Raw genomic sequence first — 19137 nt, forward strand, 5'->3', positions numbered from 1 at the left:
CGATTCATCAGTCCAAAAAGCCCGTCGCTTTTTAGGCCTTTGCGGCAGGCAACGTCTAGGCCATAGGCTTCGTCTCCTTCCTCTTCTCTGCTCTTCAAATTGAAGGGCATCACCCATCCCTAAAAAAACATTCTCCACCTGGGATACCAGAAAAATCACAATCAACACAGATAATCCCAAAAGAAGGATCGCTGAGCACCTTAAGAAATCTTCATCTGGAATGACCGGAATTTGAGAATGTCCCCGATTTCTAAGGGCTCCAGGGTTTCAACAAAAAAGATGATGAAGAAGTTGAAGGTCTTATGCGCTTGCCACACCATCGGTTGATCTTCCTTCTTTGATTGCTATCTCTTGTATAGAGAAAAAAAATCCGCCAAAAGGGAAAGTTTGTGAATTTGGAGGGAGAATCAGTGTATAATAGAGAGACTCTCTGATGGTCAGGGAGAAAAGGTTGAACTTTTACAAGGGGGTGACTGGCTTCGACGGGAATCAAGAGGTCAACAGAGCGTGTCGAGCTCTCGGAGTCTCGTAAAACCTTCGGGAAAAACTTAATTGCCAACGATAATTTGGCTCTCGCGGCTTAATTGACCGCGACGTCCCTCCTCTCTTTGTCTGCGGGGGGGGAAGGGGCGTCACACTGCAGGCTGGTCCAAAGCTGGTGCTCAGCGGCGGCGGACGAGAAAATTCTGGGCTAGCGGGCGCTCTAAGCCGGTCGGTGGGCGTGGGCAACTGCGAAAAACCAAATCATCGGCTACACACGTAGGGCTGTTGCGCTGAATGTTCTCGGACAGGGGTTCAATTCCCCTCACCTCCACCAATCGGCCTCTGGATTTCACGATCCAGAGGCCATTTTTTTTGGTCCCATCCCCATGTTCACGAAACATGAACAATTCAATTAAGTGAACAAAAGCGCCAGATCCCACCCAGCCTTCTGGATGTCCGGATCGAATTTTTTTTGGTGGAACAATAAGTGGTAAATGCTATAGTTCCCCAAACATTTCATAAGGATACAGCGTTGACGCACTGACATATCAGGAGATGGAAAGGTAGACGCCAAAGGCTGTGATTTCGTCAACGATACTGTCGCTGAACAGGCCGCCAGCTTTGCGATTCCGATTGAGGCACTTCCTATAGCTATGCCAGGTGCTACTGTCGGAAAAGTGGGAATACTGTCAGATAGCACTCGGACATACTATTTGAATCAGGGGGTCGGTTTGTTCAAAAGCAAGAATGGTGTACCGGTCGAAAGATATTTTTTCCCATTTTTTCAAAAAGGGGTTGCGCAGACTCAGGTAATAAATCTGGCAGGAGGTGCGACACAGCCTAATATTAGCGGTGGCCAGATCGAATCAATTCAACTGTTAATTCCAGACGAAAAAATCTTTGCCCTTTATTTGGAAATAACGAAGGCTGCGTTCTGGCAGAGGCAAACCCTACTCGACCAAAATAGAAAATTGGTCCAAGCTCGCGATCTGCTCCTTCCGCGCCTGATGAACGGAGAGGTGACGATATGAGCGACACGATCCCACTGCCCGAACCGCCACCACCTCCAGCCCCAAATGCTGACACAGTGGTATCCGGTCCAGCAATCGCTCCGATCGAACGGATTCGTCTTTTCAGCTCATCTCAGTGGGAGGACCTCGTCCTTGAATGGGCTCATTCTCTCAAATCGCGGTATGCACGGGTTAATCGATGTGGAGGTGCCGGCGACATGGGTCGCGACGTCATTGCTGTACCGGATGAATCGAACACAACTGTTTGGGACAACTATCAATGCAAGCACTACGATCGCCCACTGATGCCTTCGGACATCTGGATTGAACTTGGCAAGCTGGTATACTACACGCACCGCCATGAATTCACGTATCCACGCCAGTACAGATTCGTTGCCCCACAGGGCGTAGGCACTACGCTCAGTAAGCTGCTTGAAAAGCCAGGTGAGCTGAAAGCAGGGCTCATTTCCAATTGGGACAGCAAGTGCCGATCATTGATTACAAGTACTGGGAATGTGCCGCTCGAAGGTGCCATGCGCGACTACTTGGGCCACCTCGACTTTTCAATCTTTGGGTCTACTCCACCACTGACACTACTGGAGCAGCATCGCACCACTCCATGGCATATAGCGCGATTTGGAGGAGGGTTGCCGCCTCGACCAGGGGTTCCGACGCCGCCAATGGAGCCCGACCAACTGGAAACAATCTATCTCCGGAAACTCTTTGAGGCGTATGCGGAAGAACACGGGCGGCAAGTATCGAGCGTTGTGGATGTTCAAGGTGATGCCAATCTTGTCGCACACTATGGCGATTCGCGCCAGGAGTTTTACAGCGCTGAATCCCTTCGAAGCTTTTCGCGGGATACTCTCCCGCAGGGTTCTTTTGAACAATTGCAAGAGGAGATTCACGCCGGCATACGTGATCTACTTCGGGGCAACTTTGACAACGGTTATCGCCGTCTGCTTGAGGTTGTCCGGACCGCCAGAGCCCTGCAATTGACAGCGCATCCGCTCGTTCCACGGATGCACCTGAGAGATCGGGGTGGCGTGTGCCATCAATTAGCTAATGATCGTGACGATGTGACATGGGTGCGAACATGACGGAAACACAGCAAAACATTTCGTCACCATTTAACGGTTCAGTTGAATGCGGCCTGCGTGCTGCAGTGCTTCTCTACATGCTTTATCCAGAGCAGGCATCATTCCAGCGATTGATCATTTATGATTATCTGCTTGTTCATTCAGATGACGTTCCAGACGGCCCGCCAGGACTACACCCCAAAACTCCGTATCGCAGTGGTGAGTTGCTCGTGCGGCGAGACACTCTTCACCGTGGTTTATTGCTGTACATGAGTCGAGGGTTAATCGACGAACTGTATCGCGAGTCCGGTGTTGCCTATGTTGCAACTGAGCGCACAGGCTCATTTCTGGATGCGATGGTCTCGGAGTATGTTCATGCATTACGCGATCGAGCCGAGTGGGTAGTGGATTCATTTACGTCCTACTCTGACAGTGACCTCGATACCTTTGTGAAGGAACATCTCGGTGAATGGGGTGCTGAGTTTGAAATGGATTCGGTCCTTTGGGCGGAGGACGTACCATGAAACGAGAGAACGGCTTCCAGCTTGTTCGGGTCGCACTCACGGGCATCGGTGTCGAAGACGCGGAGGTGCGATTCAGTTCCGGGCTCAATGTTATCAGCGGGCCATCAGATACCGGGAAGACATTCATCCTTCAGTGCATCGACTACCTTCTAGGTGCCGGTGCTGCACCTAAAGAAATTCCCGAGGCACGCAGTTACGACACTGCTGTGTTAGAAGTTAAGGCACTTGCAGATAACGCTACATTCGTACTGTCACGAGCCCTTCGTGGCGGTGCGTTTACACTGCGACGGCCGGATGGTTCGGAAAGCGTGTTACGAGAAAAACACGAAGGCGATCGCGACGATACGGTCTCACATTTCTTTTTGGATCTGGCAGGTCTCACCGGCAAGCTCGTCCGCACGAATATTCGTGGTGAGACGCGGCCGCTGAGTTTTCGGGATCTTGCGCATCTCATCGTCATTTCAGAAGAAGACATCATTCGAACTCGCTCACCACTTTTGTCCGGACAGTACACAACTAAAACTGTCGAGAAGTCTGTGTTTCGGCTTATGCTTTCGGGACAAGACGACTCCGCTGTTGTGGCATCCGAGGATCGGCGAGTATCGCAGGCTAGACTTGACGCAAAGGGCGAAGTTCTGGAGCAGCTGGCCAATCAGATTCGCGACCAGCTCGCCGAGATCGGAACCCAAGAGGATGCTTCCGAGCTTCGTGCCCGTATGGATCGACTTGACGCGACTCTCGAAGAGACAGCCTTGCGCCTCTCGGCATTGGGATCGTCCGTCAATGAGATTGAAAATCACCGAAGGCAGGCATGGACACGCCTTCGTCAGATGGAATCCCGATTTGAAGTGCTTCGTGGCCTTTCAGAACGTTTCGCACTCCTTGCCAACCAGTACAACTCAGATCTGCAGCGGCTGGAAGCCATAAAAGAGGCGAGCGCTCGACTTAATGATCTCGGTGAGGAGAGATGTCCCGTTTGCGGTGCTCTGCCCGAGCACCATGAAGACGACCATCGATCGCAGCGCGCAGATCCGGTTGCTGTCGCGGAAGCATCCGCTGCAGAGGCCAACAGGATTCGTTCGCTCATTTCCGATCTCACAGCAACCCGTCGCGAGGTAACTGAAGAGACTTCCCAGCTACAGTCAGAAAAAGCTGGGTTGCAGGGCCAACTTTCCGACCTGAACTCCGCTTTGGCAGCCAGGCTAAGACCACAAGCATATGAATTGACCCAGGTGTTACGCTCAACTCGTGATGAGCGGGACCGTGTACGACAGGCGCTGGACCAGTACAAACAACTTGAAGAGGTTGAAGGTTTAGCAGGGAGCCTTGAGGCCAGATCTACTTCCACACAAACGCCGGCTACTGCAGAGATATCTGCGAGTGATCTAGAGGAATTTGCACAGGAAGTAGAGGAGAGACTTCGCAGTTGGAAATTCCCAGGGCTTCAACGCGTCACGTTTAGTGAAGAAGACTGGGATGTTGTCGTCTCTGGACGTCGACGTACCAGTCACGGAAAGGGAGTGCGGGCTGTGACCCATGCTGCATTCACCTCGGCCCTGCTCGGATACTGCTTAAGCAGATTACTTCCGCATCCAGGGTTTTCAGTGATGGACTCGCCGCTTGTTGTCTACCGCGAACCAGACTCTAATGACCCAGAGCTCAGTGCCGACCTGAAGGGGGCCTTCTTCCGTGATCTAGCCGAAGCATTTTCAGATAGCCAAATTGTGATCCTTGAGAATGAAGCGCCGCCAACAGACCTGATCGATGCAAGTGCGATTACATCAATTAAATTTACGGGTACCAGCACTGGTCGCAAGGGTTTCATCCCAGCCCCTCGCTAACTTGTGCATTGCGTTAATCAGGAGCACGCATTGTCAGGATACACGGAAGACACACTCGTCCAGCAAACCACAGTCGACTTACCTGGCGCAGCAAGATCGGTTGATAATCGGAATTTGTCAGGAATCATGCGAATATTGGGTAAAAATGGCACTGTGATACGCTAACCCCATGAACACGAAGGCGATAAGATGCAACCGATAAGAAGAGAACAGGTGATAACGATGCTGGATGAGCACAAGGCGACCCTGCGTGAGCGCTTCGGTGTCACGGATCTCGCCCTGTTCGGCTCAATGGCGCGGGATACGGCTGACGAGGGCAGCGATGTCGATATTCTGGTCTCATTCGATGGGCCGGCCAACTCGAAGCGATTTTTCGGGGTACAGTTTTATCTGGAGGATCTTCTGGGATGTCCGGTAGATCTGGTAACAGACAAGGCGCTACGCCCGGAGCTTCGCCCGTATGTAGAAAAGGATGCAATCCATGTCTGATTCGCGTGGCCAGCAGAGGGAATGGCGTTTCTAATTTCAGGATATGATTGGTTTTGAGGAGTTTAAGCTGGTGCAGGAACTGGATGACGAAGCCCACCGCGCCGTGCGCGAAGGATTGGACGAGGAGTCCCTGGCCATCTTCGACCTGCTGAACAAGACGGACCTGAAGCTATCCGACATCCAACGCATCAAGGCAGTGGCCACGCAGTTACTTATGAGGTTGAAGGAAGAGAAACTGCGGGTGGATCAGTGGCGCGAGAAAGAAGCCACCCGGGATGCCGTGCGCCAGGCGATCCATGATTTTCTCTGGAGCGAGGATACCGGCCTCCCCGTGGATTGCTTTGCCGAACAGGAGGTGGAGGTCAAGGCCGAGGACGTCTTCCGGCATATCTATCGGGCCTATACCACCGTGCCTTCTCCATTTTTCACGGCCCATGCCTCGATGTGACCCGTCCAGTGTTTTAAACCACCCTCGATTCGCAAGCTCACAAGTTTTTCCGAGAGCGGCTACTCGCCATGAAGCCCTGTGAGTTTAAGGAGATTATTTTAAGAAAAAGTGGGGGTGGCCCCTCCAAAAGAACGATGAGAAAAGGACCTAGGATCCCTTGCTTTTAGCGCTCTATTCCTCGGCAATGCTCGTTCTCCTATTCCTGGTGCCTGCCCTTCAGGCCCGCCATTCCCCTGCCCTCTTTTTCTCTTTTTTCTCATCTCAGTCAAATCAGCTGGAACCTTCTTTTTGGCAATCCACTTCCTAGTCCTTTAGGACTATTTTTTTGACCTATTTTCGCTTATTACAGAGGGCTTTGTATGAAAACAGATGCAGTGAAAACCATACTTGTGAAGGGCAACCCATACAGTGGGGAGGCATGAGAATTTAAACGAATTTTTCTAATTCTATATTTACACAAATCATTGTATTTTAATGTTTTTTTATGATTTTTCTTGTTTTTATCTGGAGGTAATTTTCCTTTTGGTAAAATTATTAGAATTTCTTCATAAACTCACCAGGCAGAACCGTTATATTTCATCAACAAAAACAATGTGTTATGTAAATGATTTTTCTACAATTCGGGGAATGATTTTTGCTCATTTAGCCGGTCCTGTGAGTAGTTAGAGTTTTTCTCCCAAGATGATGATTCAAGGGAGATCGTGGTTAACCTTTATTAATTTTGGAGGGCTGAATCATGGTTAAATTATTCACTGTTTTATTGACCTTACTTGTTGCCTTGTCCTTTGGCGGAATGACTTTCGCCGGGTCCTTGGCTGACAATTCGTCCATTCAGAACACCTTTCCCTTGGGTGCAGATGGGGACAAGGATGACAAGGGCGACAAAGGTGACGACAAGCATATGGACGACAAAAGTGACGATGAAAAGGATGGAGAAAAAGGCGACAAGTAGTTTTTCGCCTGGGCTTCATAATTTTTTTCAGTCTGTTTGAAGAACGACCTTCCGGGTTAAGCCCCGGAAGGTCGTTTTTTTATTGGACATATTTTTCAATCTACACCTAGCCCTTCTTACCAATCAGCCCCTAGCCGATCCAACACAACCTGATGCACAACCGTATGGTATCCCAGTGTCGCCAAAAACACTGCCGTTTCAGCGACATCATAGGGATCAATCTTTTCACTATGGAGGATTTCTTCAGGCGTCGCATCCACCAATTCATCTGCCACACCACCGGGGCAGATCGCACTCACTTTGATATGAAATGCCAGCCCTTCATCAGCCAGCGACTTGGTCAAGGCCATGATGCCATGCTTTGAGGCGCTGTAGATGCCTGTTCCTGCCCAGGCCTGAATCCCGGCTACACTGGAGATGTTGATGATAAGCCCGCCTCCCTGCTTTTTCATGTGTTGAAACCCGGCTCGACAACAGAAAAAGGTTCCCCGCAAATTGGTCCCCACCACCTCATCAAACATTTTTGTGGATGTGTCAGCCACCCGTCCTCCTCCAACCAGGCCGGCATTATTCACCAGAATATCGATTCGCCCATAGCGGGCAATCGTCTCCTGCATCAGCGCGTTAACTTGTGCTTCCTGACTGATATCAGTTTGTTGAGCGTAGGCGCTTCCGCCAGCCTCTGTAATTTGCGCCACCGTTTGATGACACAAATCCACCCGTCTGGCAGCGACGACCACCGTTGCCCCCTCTTCTCCGAATCGAAGGGCAATGGCTTTGCCAATCCCGCTGCTGCTTCCCGTGACCACCGCGATTTTACCTTCTAGCCGTTTCATAACGTTCTCCTCCTTTAGGCCTCTCCTCAAAATACGTTAGCCGTCTGCCTCGCCAGACCGACTCTTGGAGTGACTGTAGGCCACCCGGCCAGTCCAGGCCAACAATGATGAACCATACCCTGACGGTAAGGATGAGATTTCATCCAGGTCTCCAAAAAGATAGAGAAACCTCCCCGAGAGATTGTGCTGGAGACCACTTTAAGTAAGCCGGATTTTTTAACCCGATACCGGGCATTACTAGACAATTCTAAAGGTTGTTTCCTGAAAACCGACAAGTTGAGACATGGCTCACTCAACGATCACCTCTCTTGCACAGGAAGAGAGGGAAACCCTTCGTTCCTTTATCGCCGATCAATTGGAACGAGGGAATCTGGATCTCCCGCTTTTGCCCGTCGTGGCGAATCGGGTTCTTCTACTTTCAAACGATCCGAATGCCGACGCCTCACAGCTGTCTTCATTGATTCAACAGGACCAAGCACTAGCCGGACAGATCCTCCGCATTGCCAATTCCCCTGCCTATGCTTCTCGCACCCCTATCGTCTCGCTTCAACAAGCTATCACATGGTTGGGGTTAACGATGTTGGCCGGGTTAGCATTTTCGGTGTCGGTTCAAAGCGGTGTTTTTCATACGACCGGCTATGAACCAGAAGTACGGAACCTCTGGCGGCACGCCCTAGCCACAGGGATTTTCGGGAAAGAAATCGCCAGACGCATCCGTCATAATGTGGAAAACGCCTTTTTGTGCGGGCTCCTGCATACCATCGGGAAACCCGCCATTCTCCATCTTCTCTCACAATCTCCCGGGAACTCAGTGGAACCGTTTTCCTGGATCACGGTTGAATCCCTCTTCGAAGAGTTTCATGGTAGGGCAGGTTCAAAATTGGCCGCTGTCTGGCAACTACCCGATCCGGTTCAGGAAACCATCCGCTACTACCAGGACGACCAGTACCACCAAGCCGTTTCGCCCACAAAGGGAGCCATGATCACCTGCCTGGCTCATCATTTGGCCTCTGTCATGCTTGGGAATTCCAGGCATGACGAAAATAGCCTGCTCACGCTTCCCGTCGTGCAGGATCTGAATTTTTACCCTGAAGATATGACGGCCCTACTGGAATTGCGTGAAACCGTCAAGGCAAGTGTGGAGTGTTTTTTGCCATGACGTCACCGACCCCATTTGATCTGATTGTGATCGGAAGCGGCCCGGCAGGACAAAAAGCCGCGATTCAAGGCGCCAAAGCCGGAAAGCAGGTGGCCCTCATCGAGCAAACCCGCGAGGTGGGCGGGGCATGCGTCTATCAGGGCACCATACCCAGTAAAACTTTACGGGAAAGCGCCCTTCAGATGGTGCGATTTCTCCAGGCAACTGAAGTCTTTGAATTCCGCATGCGGGACGACGTCAAAATCACCAATCTGATGACCCGCTTGGACCGTGTGGTGCGCGCCCACGGGAAGTTTATGAAAAACCAACTCACCCGTAATGGTATTGACTGCTTTCATGGTCGCGCTGGCTTTGTGTCCGCCCATGAAGTGCGTATCCAAAAGACTGACGGCACCGCCACCCTCGTCACTGCACCGATTATCGTCGTCGCCACCGGCTCTCGCCCACGCGTCCCTGATAATATTCCCATCGACCATGAACATATTCTGGACAGCGACTCCATTCTCTCCCTCGTCTATTTGCCGAAATCCCTGACTGTGTTGGGGGGTGGTGTGATTGCCAGTGAATACGCCTCCATTTTTGCCTTGCTGGGAGTGCACGTCACCATGGTGGATACGGCGGACCGCCCGCTCAAATTTTTGGATCAAGAACTCACCGATGAATTTTGTGAAGCGTTTGAGAAAACCGGAGGGCACTATCGGGGTGGACAAAAAATCGCCACCGTCCAGTGGGACGGACGCTCTAAGGTGACGACCGTTTTAGAGAGTGGTGAAACGCTGGAAAGTGAAAAGGTGCTAGTGGCTCTCGGACGAGTGTCCAATCTGGAACATTTACATTTACCAGCCACCGGGATACAGCCAACGACTCGTGGGCTCATTCCGGTCAACCACCACTGCCAAACAACGGTTCCTCATATCTATGCCGTCGGTGACGTCATCGGCCCCCCGTCGCTGGCATCCTGCTCCATGGAACAGGGCCGCCGTGCTGTCTGTCATGCCTTAGGTCTCAACCCCGGCGTCGCTCCTGAGCATATCCCCATGGGAATCTATACCATTCCTGAAATGTCCAGCGTGGGATTAAGCGAACAGGAAGCCACCGCCAAATATGGCGGAGCGACCGTGGGAAGGGCCAGATTTCATGAAATTGCGCGTGGACAGATCTCCGGCATGACCCATGGATTGCTCAAAATGATCGCTGACCCGAAAGGCGAACAATTGTTAGGCATTCATATCGTGGGAGAGGGAGCGACCGAACTGATTCATATCGGCCAAATGGGCTTGCTCCACAATATGCCCATCGACCGATTTATTGACAACATCTTCAACTTCCCGACCCTCGCCGAAACCTACCGGGTCGCCGCACTCGACATCGCCAAACAACGCCAACACTGAACAACTGGTTTCTTGTATTTGGAGGGTATGTTCCCAGAATCGAACCCGCCATCTTTGGATGATGAATGATTCGTCCATGGATAGATACACAGATTGAAGGAGGAAGGTCCTATCGGAGCGCTACCCCCATGATGGCAGGAATCTTCTCAAATACCCTCAGAACCGGTAGCTGAGTTCAAGCATGTGCAGATCCACTCCGCGATTATTGCTCCCGTATATTGCGGCATCTGACATATGATGAAACCGATATCCGGCGGATATCCTCCAGGGAAGATGATAGGTAATGCCACCATGCCCGATAATTTGAACGGGTCCGCCAATATCCTGGCGGCCATATTTTTCCTCGCTCAGATACGCCGCGCCACCGCCAATATCGAAGGTGAATCTCCAACTTGGCTTCGAAAACGCAAGCCCAGGGCCGACCTCCCCGATAAACCCTGAGTCTCCTGCCGCTCTCAACGTTCCGGCAGAAACATTCAGCCTGAAACGGATATCCCATCCGGAAGAAAAATCCCAACTCCAAGGAGTTCCGACCACGGCAAACACGTCGTATTGCTCGAAATCTTCCTTTTCGGTGGGTGGAATGCCTAACGTTTCAGAATTGATCCCTCCTCGTATCCCAACGGAGAGTAATTCCGTCTCTTTTGTGTGGGCCAAGCCCGAAAAAATTACCGTGAGCCACACCGTCATCACCAGGATTCCGGTTATCGTTGCTGGGACTTTGGACTTGATTTTCCTTCTCTCCACAGTTGGTCCTTTTGTTGAATTATGATAACAGCTCATCACACCACCATGTGCCGGCAATCTGGACAAGCCCTGGCTTGGATACCACATGCTCCTACCTTGCCACATCGCCAATTGAGGCCAGAGAGAGGTTTTTCACGATCTTTCCACACGTGAAACTTCTCTGCCCCCTAGACGAGGTCTGTGAGAAAAAATTATAAGAGGGGATTACAAAAATAATGACAATGGTGTGGTGTAATGAGGGGGTAGACGATGAGGCGATTCTATCATATCCTCACTCGCCTGTCGTCCCCCTTAGAGCTTCAGGGGAAGGAAGTAAACACGGTCAACGAACTTTTCGATTTTTTGAGGCCGTCTATCCCGAATCTAAAGGTGACGGCCCTTTCTCGTTTCCTCCATTCACGCCTAACAGACCTTCTTCACTCGGACCAAACATGTGTTAGTTAGCCAATACCAGGGGCCAGGTCTTCATCAAGCCTCTCTTTTTGGGACTCGTTATAGGCTTTCTCAGCATCGTCTAATGCCGTGGATTGTTGAATTTCTTGGACCTCTTTTGGAGTGAGATATTTTAATGCCGTGGCGCCAAGCACCTTTTTCTCAGCGGTACCCTTTAATTGAATATGAATCAAGGCATCTGCCCCCATACGTTGCGCCTTCTTCACCAGAGCAAAATGGAGTTCATCCCAATTCACTTTCGATTTATCAGGAGATTGTCCGACCTCTATCTCATCCAACGTCTCATAGGGGACAATGGGCATTTCATCAAGTATTTCAACAACTTTATTGAGGTAAGCCTGGTCATCGGGCGGAGGGACATTTTCAATAACAGGTTCGGAGCGAGGGTATCGGGCTGCCTCCACATCAAAATCCTTCAGTCGCATGGCGGCCAATGCCGCCTCGTGAGGATTACTGCTTCCTGATAACCGCTTGAGTTTCTCTACTCGCGCAAGAGCTTCTTGCAGGCTCATTCTGGCCCCACTTTTCCGCAGAGCATTCACTGGCATTTCACAACTCCATGATCGCTTGCCATAGGTCTTCCGTGGCTCAGTTTAAAAAGGTAAGAATATTTTCATAATCAACCGTCCTTAGGTCTTGAATACAAGAAGAAGCCGTTAAATAGCAGATGGACCTAAGCTTTTGCTGTTTTTTCTACCTTCCCAGGATTCAGGTTGTCAAATGGTCTTTTGGAAAGAGACTCCCCATCCCCAAAGTCCTTCCCCTTCCTTAGGCTGGCGAACGGCCAATGGCCATGGAAACCACAAGTTGACCTTGGGCCACCGACGACCTTCAAGGACTTTGGCTAATAGACCAAGAACTCATATTCCAACATTAGGAGCCAGGATAATGTCTTTGACCCCAGAAGCTTCCCTAACTAAAATTGAGATTTAAGGCCCCTGTGAGACTCTGATTGGTCGGAAAATGTGGAATGAACACGGGATCAGCGCGAACAGCTTCATTCCGATTAGTTTAGCCGGACTCGTTCTCGGTCATGGAAGCAATAACGACTTATTATTCCTCATTCATTCGCGCAACCGTGTTCCTCTTGGATTCTGATCTGTCTATTTACCACCGGCTGCCTGGTGGTTCCTCCTTCTCAATCCTACGAGAATACCCTCATTCACTATGAACCCTTAGTCGGTATGAATATCCGCAATCTCCAATGGCAGACTCTTGCGGTGAACGCCACCCAACCCTGGCAAAAATCCAATGTGCACCTCACCCCAGGAACCAATCTGAAAATTCTCGCAATGGGAAAGTGGGGCCTGGCACCTGGATCAAGGAATTTTCACCAGACACTTGAATGCCATGACTGTATTTACAGTTGTCATTCCGATCAGTAGTTAGCCGAACCCGATGATCGCAACCGGAAGAAAGGACATTCATGAACAAATCCTCAAATACCGTCAAAGTTTTTGATACCTGGGTGCAAGGAAAAACTGGCACCATTCACTTTGACGTCATGACAACAGATGAAGATACCGCTCTTCGATTAGCCAAAACCTATCTTGCCAGCCTGGGTGAAGCGGAGGCCGTCATCACAACAGAAGAATGCCGATTTTGCCATAATGAACCCCTCGCCTTTTTCTCTCAAACCCAGCAACAGGAGTTTACCCAAAATGGAGGTTTTATCCTTCCTATGCCTTCCTGACCCTCCCCTGCCCTCATTCTGTTTTTTTGTCAAAAGGGTCGGTAACAAAAGTCATAGGTTTGGGATTTGGTGGAGTCATATTCGACCCGTATATGAGTGTGGCTCGATGCCGGGCTAGGCTGGACTGCGCAGAACATTCCGATAGCCAGGCGCCCTTGGAATTGTGCACCGCACTTGGTCATGGCTATACTCAGTGGAGTAAGCAGGGCTTTAATGTGACATCACGATTGCATGGGGTTCACTTCTCAATGGAAACTGATTTACACGAAGGATATGGGGAAAATCACGTTTTCTCGGGTATAGGATTAAAAAATATAGTGTAAAAGACAATCCACCGCAGATCTTCAGGACGTAAGGAGGAAGAAAATGAGCCTAGCAGATAATACATGCGTGCCATGTCGTGGGGGCGTACCGCCGTTGGAACCTGGGAAAATCCAGGACCTGTTAGGTCAATTGGAGACTGGATGGACCCTAAATGCTCAAGGTCATATTGAAAAGACATATACCTTTGACAATTTTGCAGATGCCTTGGCTTTTACTAATCGAGTGGGCAATGTTGCCGAACTTGAGGGCCATCATCCTGATATCTATTTGGCCTGGGGCAAATGCAAAGTAGAAATTTGGACCCACAAAATTCAAGGCCTCACGGAAAGTGACTTTTATTTAGCTGCCAAGGCGGATCGTGCCTTTCACCTTCCTGCTGCCCACTGAAGGCTCTTCTAGGCACCAGCCAGAATTTGATTCACCCGGTCCCTTTAGAGGCAAAACAAACTCAGGCCCCTTCGCCTCGGGTCACCACCGGTTTCCGATCTCTTGGAACAAACGTCGCACATGAAGCCATGACATTTAGTTAATCGAATTTCCTTCGATCCAACTAAGACCCCCTGGGCTTGGCTAAAAGAGTACAAGGGCTTAGAATCCAGTCATTCCTATCCACTCAATTTCCATTTCACCCATAAATCTCGGTTTCGTAATACAAAATGTAGGCGATATCGAGATATTGCTCCCTCCTGGAATATTTAAGAGGCTTACTCCGACCAGTGAACGATTTGAAGGACCACAGACCTTCATCTGAGAATTTTGCAATGAGCAGCCCCAATCCGTTGAACCTATTCGCAAAGCCTTGCAGGGTTTCTCCTTTCCAGGATCTGAGAAGGCGCCATCCTATCTCTCGCCGATATCCTCATACCTTGGAATCCTCATCGGTGACATTTTTGCCTAATAACTGGACTAAAAACACCACTCGCATCCTCCCTCCCATCATATTTTTCTTTATTTCATACACTTAACTTTTGGTTTGGTTTGTGCAATTTAGTTCTACCTATGGAAAAGATCAAAAATACATAAATATGTTTGACAAACTTTTCTTGCGAGGGTAGCCTATTAAGTTGTGCACAGATTTGCCGAAATGCCTTATAAAATGAATCACTTAGATAAAACCTTACAGGTTCAACGTTCCTCCGTTTCTCTGCGACCGGCTGCCATTGCCAGCAATCTCCTCTTTGGCTCAAGTGTCATTTTGATCACGTTGGCTCTTTGCCCACAATCCTCTCTTGGCGAACCCTCGTTCACCCCTTCAAATGACTCCACAGAGGAAATGACGTTTAATTATGCTATTGCACATAGCCACCCCCACCAAAGCACCTCAATTGAGACCCAAACGTCTCCGAATAGCACCATTCAAAACAATCAGCAATCATCTATTCTGATAGATCAAACTGAGAAACCAACTCCAGGTATGACAGGGTTATCTTCCGAAGACCCCTCGAACCCGTCTTCTGTAGATGATCTGGCTCAAACACCCTCACAGCAATCATCGGATACCGGAAAATACATAACTCCCTCATCCGTTGATGTTTCCCAGGAACCTAACACTTCAGAAGACCAGCGGATCTTTTTGTCTGGTGAAAACACACTTGAAGCCCTAAACGCTCAAACTGGGTTCTCAATCAACTCCTCTACCAAATTACGTTTTTACCCTGCTGACTCATCTGAGCAACGGTCGCAGATTGTCCTAGCCCGATTCGCCAAGGCGTTTGACCAAGCATGGGAATCCACCCCGCTGAGAAAACCAGGGGCATATGGAACCATTCCCCTTGTACTGAACGATTCGGTAGAGAAAAATCTTGAATATTTTCAGTATGGGATTCATGATCGATTTCAATCCTATCTGGATCGCTTTCATCATTATCGAGACCTTGTGGAACCCGTTTTTCATGAACTAGGCCTCCCACCGGAACTCATGTATCTTTCACTCGTCGAAAGTGGGTTCAACCCTCGTGCATTTTCTCGATCCCGTGCCTCAGGCCCCTGGCAATTTATGAAAGCGACCGGTCGTGTGTATGGCCTTGACGTCGACTGGTATTTGGATGAACGGCGGGATCCTATTAAATCCACAGTAGCCGCCGCTCATCATCTTCGTGATTTATATGACCAGTTTGGCTCTTGGCCTCTCGCCCTCGGAGCGTACAATGCAGGAAGTGGAAAGATTTCACGGGCCATCAAAAAAACAGGAACCCGTGATTTTTGGAAAATTCGACAGACACGGCACATAAGACGGGAAACCAAAGACTATGTGCCTCGCTTTATTGCGGCGACCCTTATCGCACAAAATCCAACGGCCTATGGATTTAGTACTCCTGACGGCGATCGCCATGAATTTGAGGAAGTCCTGATTACGAAACGCGTGCATCTTTCAGCCGTTACACAACAAACAGGAATTCCGGTTGAGGAACTCCGACGACTCAACCCGGAACTTCGACGAAGCATCGTGCCCAGTCTTACGGGTCCAGGCTACTACCTGAAAGTACCCCTCGGCATGGCTTCATTGGTCGAAGAACTGCATCCGACACTCACCGTCTGGAGCCAACCTCCTCCTCCCCCAACGGAATGGCATACAGTCAGAAGAGGAGAGAGTTTATCGGTAGTAGCTAAACGATATAGAATGAAAGTTAGTCAACTGAAAGACATGAATAATTTGCGGAGCAATATCATACGAGTAGGAACCAAACTCCGGGTTCGTGGAGAAGTTGATGACGATTACGCTGATTCTGAAACCACCTGGTATCGCGTCAGGTCCGGGGATTCCCTTGGAAGCATTGCGACTCGGTTTCGACAATCCGTGAATGCACTGATGCGGATGAACAATATCTCCAGCCACATCATTCATCCAGGTGACCGGTTGCGGGTAAAAGGAAATCCTTCGGTCAGCCCGTCGAACAAAAACGACTCTAAATGGTATAAGGTCAGGCGTGGAGATAGTTTATGGACGATTGCCCAACAATTCAGAATGAGCGTGAACGATTTGCGAGCGCTCAATAATCTCTCTTCCAGCATTATTCAGGCTGGCCACATGTTGATGGTGAGCCAATAACCCACCTATTGGGTGAGCCACTTAACTAATACTATTTCCCCTCTCCTTTATCCTGAACCTGTGGGGCTTCAGGACTGCTCTTCTCAATCCCGTCCAGTTCACCCGTTTCCGAGGAAGGAGAATCTTTAGCTTCTTCCGGTGCCAACACTTTCACCCGGAGGGCAGCTTCCGACGCAAACGGAGATAAAGGAAATTCCTGGATAACCTTTTTATACTGCCCAACCGCTTCAGCAGTATTTTCATCAGCCTCTGCAATCTTCGCCAGCTCAAAAACGACTTGGTCTTTATTTAACGAATGAGGATCGGCCAGCACGGCATCAAATGCCTTTAGGGCGGACTCTCGATCGCCATTAAGTAAATAGGCAAACCCCAATCGCTGCTGGACTAATCCGACGAAAATATGATCTTGCCCATACTCTTTGATCCACGAAGTATACACCTCTATCGCCCCTTGATAATTTTTCTCCTCCATCATACTGTTGCCTAATAAAAATGAGGAGACTCCGGCGCTGGGCGTCCCAGGAAATTGCTCAAGGATGTCCTTGAACAGGCTTGAAGCTTTTTGAATATTCTCTTGTCCCTTTTTGACATCATCTAGTGGACGATCCAAATAGATCGTTTGCGCCTGACCTTCTAGTTCCCATGCATGCTCTTGATTAGTTTGATTGAGCCAACCCATCGTCACAATCGCCACGATCACAGCCAGAACAAGAAAAATTCCTCCCCATACCAGAGCCCGATTCTCCTCCACAAAAAACAAAAACCGTTCTTTACTCGATAGAAACTGAGCTTGCTCCACCATAGGAGATTTATTAGAAAGGTCTTTAATTTTATATCCCATAATTACTTTTCCCTCTCGTCACTAGGACGACCAAATATTTTTTTCTCGCATTCAGAATTTGGGTGTGCTGCCTTATACCCACGTGTCCTGTTCATGTCAAACAGTATTCCACACTATTTCATTTGAGTTGACAAGGCCTAACTCCCTGTTATAATGGACGAATTGTAGCGTTTTAATTTTTAGGCGGATAGCTCAGCTGGCAGAGCGCTGCCTTTACACGGCAGATGTCGCAGGTTCGATCCCTGTTCCGCCTACCAAATATAAAAATATTATTTTGGCTTATGGTATTCTTGATCTGATATATTACGAAATTCTTCATCGACTCCATTTCCTCTTTGAATGAATGCGTGGGCTATTTGCCCAAGATCAAAAAAAAATTCGGGGCCGTCGTTCAGCTAGGTTTAGGACGCCAGATTGTCAATCTGGAGGTCGCGGGTTCAAATCCCGTCGGCCCCGCCATACCTCATCTCTCAGTGGTTTATTTCTATATCAATATCCCCTGTTTAGCATCTGACCAGCCTAGAGGAGGTCGAAATACAACTATATGACCTTTGCTGCCAATCCTTCCGAGTTCTTTGGGTCCCTGGGCCTGCTATCCATTGTCATTCTTTTCATCCTGTCAATTTTTTCCGTGATTTCCTGGGGAATCATTGTGAACAGATTCAGGCGGTTTAGCCGCATTCACCAAGATGAATCACAGTTCCTCCAATTGTACGAACAGAATCCCATCGACCAGCATACCTTAAGAAGTCAGGCTCAAACATTAACCTATAGCCCAAGCTCGGTAGTTTATTTGGGCATAACCGACCGCTTGCCCGAATCCTCTGATCTCTTCACCTCGAGGCCACCCCTGGAGGCAAAACCCGCAGAGCGCTCCCCTAACCGACAGTACTTGGAAAAGGTCGCTCAATACATCATCCAGAACCAAATCAGCCAACAGGAAGCCTATTTGCCTTTTTTGGCGACCACAGGAAATCTGACTCCGTTTGTCGGTCTTCTAGGGACAGTTTTGGGCATTATCAATGCCTTTCATGAAATCGGCATTCAAGGTTCAGCAAGCATTGCCGCAGTTGCTCCTGGAGTCTCTGAAGCACTCGTGGCCACTGCTGCCGGGCTCTTTGCCGCAATTCCTGCCGTGATGGCCTACAACTATTTTCTCTCTAGAATTCGAAAAATGTCCTTCAGAGTTGAGGCATTTACCATTGAATTTCTCAATACGATTGAAGAATCTGAAAAAGCCTTTGAAGTGGAAGTGACCCGATGACCACTGGATCAAGGCCTCGACAATTTCTCTCAGAAATCAACGTCATTCCTCTCGTCGATGTCGTCTTAGTTCTCTTGGTCATTTTCATGGTTACCGCCCCGATGCTACATCGTGGCTTAGACATTAATCTCCCAACAACATCTTCCAACAATATACAAGCGGAAGAACGCCTGATTGTGACGATTCAGCGAGATCACACCTTATCCCTCGGTAACGACACTATTAGCTTGGTCAATTTACGAGCCAAACTTCAAGAAGCCAAAATCTTAAATCCCTTAATTTCGGTGTATCTGCGAGCGGATCAAACAGTTCCCTATGGAACAGTGGTGCAGGTCATGGATGAAGTCAAAGGGGCCAAAATTGAACGTCTTGGAATGATTACCGGCCCCAAAATTGAAACAATAATTGAGGACGATACCATCGGGATTTCCCGCTAAGCGTTTGACCAATGGGACATGCTGAATCCCCAAGTCTAATTTCCCTTGGGCTCGCTGCTGATGTTTCACAAGAAAGCTCCTCATTCCGTTGGGGACTCGTTACCTCAGTTTTTCTGC

At 49.3% G+C, this 19137-nt stretch carries 18 protein-coding genes, 2 tRNA genes and 1 other RNA gene; 17 read left to right on the plus strand and 4 right to left on the minus strand.

Annotated features, from left to right (window positions below):
* The first annotated feature begins 465 nt into the window (after positions 1–465).
* The 8 genes from ssrA to ACWHYD_RS18810 all read left to right on the plus strand — a co-directional run bounded on the left by ssrA (position 466) and on the right by ACWHYD_RS18810 (position 6826).
* Positions 466–817: a transfer-messenger RNA gene (ssrA, locus tag ACWHYD_RS18775) on the plus strand.
* 211 nt (positions 818–1028) lie between these two features.
* Positions 1029–1514 carry a restriction endonuclease subunit S gene (locus ACWHYD_RS18780; RefSeq protein WP_447965896.1) on the plus strand — a complete coding sequence of 162 codons (486 nt, stop codon included), beginning with the start codon at positions 1029–1031 and terminating at the stop codon, positions 1512–1514.
* Positions 1511–2593, plus strand: coding sequence for an ABC-three component system protein (locus ACWHYD_RS18785; protein ID WP_447963540.1), 1083 nt, complete (start codon positions 1511–1513; stop codon positions 2591–2593). The genes ACWHYD_RS18780 and ACWHYD_RS18785 overlap by 4 nt, the downstream gene beginning before the upstream one ends.
* Positions 2590–3096, plus strand: a complete 507-nt coding sequence (locus tag ACWHYD_RS18790; RefSeq protein ID WP_447963541.1) for an ABC-three component system middle component 2 — start codon at positions 2590–2592, stop codon at positions 3094–3096. The genes ACWHYD_RS18785 and ACWHYD_RS18790 overlap by 4 nt, the downstream gene beginning before the upstream one ends.
* Complete coding sequence (locus ACWHYD_RS18795) at positions 3093–4937, plus strand: AAA family ATPase (RefSeq protein WP_447963542.1); 1845 nt, start codon at positions 3093–3095, stop codon at positions 4935–4937. Before ACWHYD_RS18790 ends, ACWHYD_RS18795 begins: the two co-directional genes overlap by 4 nt.
* 222 nt (positions 4938–5159) lie before the next feature.
* The gene (locus tag ACWHYD_RS18800; protein ID WP_447965897.1) at positions 5160–5426 is read left to right on the plus strand and encodes a nucleotidyltransferase family protein; all 267 of its coding nucleotides are present in this window, start codon (positions 5160–5162) and stop codon (positions 5424–5426) included.
* A 43-nt stretch (positions 5427–5469) separates the two neighbouring features.
* Positions 5470–5874, plus strand: a complete 405-nt coding sequence (locus ACWHYD_RS18805) for a hypothetical protein (RefSeq protein WP_447963543.1) — start codon at positions 5470–5472, stop codon at positions 5872–5874.
* A 736-nt stretch (positions 5875–6610) separates the two neighbouring features.
* Positions 6611–6826 carry a hypothetical protein gene (locus ACWHYD_RS18810; RefSeq protein WP_447963544.1) on the plus strand — a complete coding sequence of 72 codons (216 nt, stop codon included), beginning with the start codon at positions 6611–6613 and terminating at the stop codon, positions 6824–6826.
* A 116-nt stretch (positions 6827–6942) separates the two neighbouring features.
* Here the strand turns inward: ACWHYD_RS18810 and ACWHYD_RS18815 are convergent, their stop codons facing one another.
* Entirely contained in the window at positions 6943–7662 is a 720-nt protein-coding gene (locus tag ACWHYD_RS18815) for an SDR family NAD(P)-dependent oxidoreductase (RefSeq protein ID WP_447963545.1), read from the minus strand.
* 283 nt (positions 7663–7945) lie between these two features.
* Here ACWHYD_RS18815 and ACWHYD_RS18820 point away from each other — a divergent pair, with 283 nt between their 5' ends.
* Positions 7946–8821 (plus strand): HDOD domain-containing protein, encoded by an 876-nt coding sequence (locus ACWHYD_RS18820; protein WP_447963546.1) that lies wholly within the window; start codon positions 7946–7948, stop codon positions 8819–8821.
* Positions 8818–10212 (plus strand): Si-specific NAD(P)(+) transhydrogenase, encoded by a 1395-nt coding sequence (sthA, locus tag ACWHYD_RS18825; protein WP_447963547.1) that lies wholly within the window; start codon positions 8818–8820, stop codon positions 10210–10212. Before ACWHYD_RS18820 ends, sthA begins: the two co-directional genes overlap by 4 nt.
* A 156-nt stretch (positions 10213–10368) precedes the next feature.
* Here the strand turns inward: sthA and ACWHYD_RS18830 are convergent, their stop codons facing one another.
* Both ACWHYD_RS18830 and ACWHYD_RS18835 read right to left on the minus strand, forming a co-directional pair.
* Positions 10369–10902 carry an acyloxyacyl hydrolase gene (locus ACWHYD_RS18830; RefSeq protein WP_447963548.1) on the minus strand — a complete coding sequence of 178 codons (534 nt, stop codon included), beginning with the start codon at positions 10900–10902 and terminating at the stop codon, positions 10369–10371.
* Between the two features lie 497 nt (positions 10903–11399).
* Positions 11400–11960, minus strand: coding sequence for a hypothetical protein (locus tag ACWHYD_RS18835; RefSeq protein ID WP_447963549.1), 561 nt, complete (start codon positions 11958–11960; stop codon positions 11400–11402).
* Between the two features lie 878 nt (positions 11961–12838).
* Here ACWHYD_RS18835 and ACWHYD_RS18840 point away from each other — a divergent pair.
* The 3 genes from ACWHYD_RS18840 (at position 12839) to ACWHYD_RS18850 (ending at position 16478) form a co-directional block, all read left to right on the plus strand.
* A complete protein-coding gene (locus tag ACWHYD_RS18840; protein WP_447963550.1) occupies positions 12839–13105 on the plus strand; it encodes a DUF2024 family protein in 267 nt (88 codons plus the stop codon).
* 366 nt (positions 13106–13471) lie between these two features.
* A complete protein-coding gene (locus tag ACWHYD_RS18845; RefSeq protein ID WP_447963551.1) occupies positions 13472–13816 on the plus strand; it encodes a 4a-hydroxytetrahydrobiopterin dehydratase in 345 nt (114 codons plus the stop codon).
* Positions 13817–14525: 709 nt separating this feature from the next.
* Entirely contained in the window at positions 14526–16478 is a 1953-nt protein-coding gene (locus tag ACWHYD_RS18850) for a LysM peptidoglycan-binding domain-containing protein (RefSeq protein WP_447963552.1), read from the plus strand.
* A gap of 31 nt (positions 16479–16509) precedes the next feature.
* Here ACWHYD_RS18850 and ACWHYD_RS18855 read toward each other — a convergent pair whose 3' ends face one another.
* Positions 16510–17319: a tetratricopeptide repeat protein gene (locus ACWHYD_RS18855; RefSeq protein ID WP_447963553.1), complete on the minus strand. Its 810-nt coding sequence runs from the start codon at positions 17317–17319 to the stop codon at positions 16510–16512.
* Between the two features lie 181 nt (positions 17320–17500).
* Between ACWHYD_RS18855 and ACWHYD_RS18860 the strand changes: the two genes are divergently transcribed.
* The 4 genes from ACWHYD_RS18860 (at position 17501) to ACWHYD_RS18875 (ending at position 19020) form a co-directional block, all read left to right on the plus strand.
* A tRNA-Val gene (locus tag ACWHYD_RS18860) sits at positions 17501–17576 on the plus strand.
* A gap of 123 nt (positions 17577–17699) precedes the next feature.
* Positions 17700–17778: transfer RNA gene (locus tag ACWHYD_RS18865), tRNA-Asp, on the plus strand.
* Positions 17779–17971: 193 nt separating this feature from the next.
* Complete coding sequence (locus ACWHYD_RS18870; RefSeq protein WP_447963554.1) at positions 17972–18583, plus strand: MotA/TolQ/ExbB proton channel family protein; 612 nt, start codon at positions 17972–17974, stop codon at positions 18581–18583.
* Entirely contained in the window at positions 18580–19020 is a 441-nt protein-coding gene (locus ACWHYD_RS18875; RefSeq protein ID WP_447963555.1) for a biopolymer transporter ExbD, read from the plus strand. The genes ACWHYD_RS18870 and ACWHYD_RS18875 overlap by 4 nt, the downstream gene beginning before the upstream one ends.
* The last annotated feature ends 117 nt before the right edge of the window (positions 19021–19137 follow it).

Source organism: Nitrospira sp. Ecomares 2.1 (assembly GCF_965152585.1).

Bases quoted from the DNA above. Each gene is read 5' to 3' on its own strand.
- ACWHYD_RS18815 (WP_447963545.1), bottom strand. From the start codon at position 7,662: ATGAAACGGCTAGAAGGTAAAATCGCGGTGGTCACGGGAAGCAGCAGC.
- ACWHYD_RS18875 (WP_447963555.1), top strand. From the start codon at position 18,580: ATGACCACTGGATCAAGGCCTCGACAATTTCTCTCAGAAATCAACGTC.
- ACWHYD_RS18830 (WP_447963548.1), bottom strand. From the start codon at position 10,902: ATGACGGTGTGGCTCACGGTAATTTTTTCGGGCTTGGCCCACACAAAA.
- sthA (WP_447963547.1), top strand. From the start codon at position 8,818: ATGACGTCACCGACCCCATTTGATCTGATTGTGATCGGAAGCGGCCCG.
- ACWHYD_RS18840 (WP_447963550.1), top strand. From the start codon at position 12,839: ATGAACAAATCCTCAAATACCGTCAAAGTTTTTGATACCTGGGTGCAA.
- ACWHYD_RS18835 (WP_447963549.1), bottom strand. From the start codon at position 11,960: ATGCCAGTGAATGCTCTGCGGAAAAGTGGGGCCAGAATGAGCCTGCAA.
- ACWHYD_RS18800 (WP_447965897.1), top strand. From the start codon at position 5,160: ATGCTGGATGAGCACAAGGCGACCCTGCGTGAGCGCTTCGGTGTCACG.
- ACWHYD_RS18810 (WP_447963544.1), top strand. From the start codon at position 6,611: ATGGTTAAATTATTCACTGTTTTATTGACCTTACTTGTTGCCTTGTCC.
- ACWHYD_RS18855 (WP_447963553.1), bottom strand. From the start codon at position 17,319: ATGGGATATAAAATTAAAGACCTTTCTAATAAATCTCCTATGGTGGAG.
- ACWHYD_RS18785 (WP_447963540.1), top strand. From the start codon at position 1,511: ATGAGCGACACGATCCCACTGCCCGAACCGCCACCACCTCCAGCCCCA.
- ACWHYD_RS18795 (WP_447963542.1), top strand. From the start codon at position 3,093: ATGAAACGAGAGAACGGCTTCCAGCTTGTTCGGGTCGCACTCACGGGC.
- ACWHYD_RS18805 (WP_447963543.1), top strand. From the start codon at position 5,470: ATGATTGGTTTTGAGGAGTTTAAGCTGGTGCAGGAACTGGATGACGAA.
- ACWHYD_RS18845 (WP_447963551.1), top strand. From the start codon at position 13,472: ATGAGCCTAGCAGATAATACATGCGTGCCATGTCGTGGGGGCGTACCG.
- ACWHYD_RS18790 (WP_447963541.1), top strand. From the start codon at position 2,590: ATGACGGAAACACAGCAAAACATTTCGTCACCATTTAACGGTTCAGTT.
- ACWHYD_RS18850 (WP_447963552.1), top strand. From the start codon at position 14,526: ATGAATCACTTAGATAAAACCTTACAGGTTCAACGTTCCTCCGTTTCT.
- ACWHYD_RS18820 (WP_447963546.1), top strand. From the start codon at position 7,946: ATGGCTCACTCAACGATCACCTCTCTTGCACAGGAAGAGAGGGAAACC.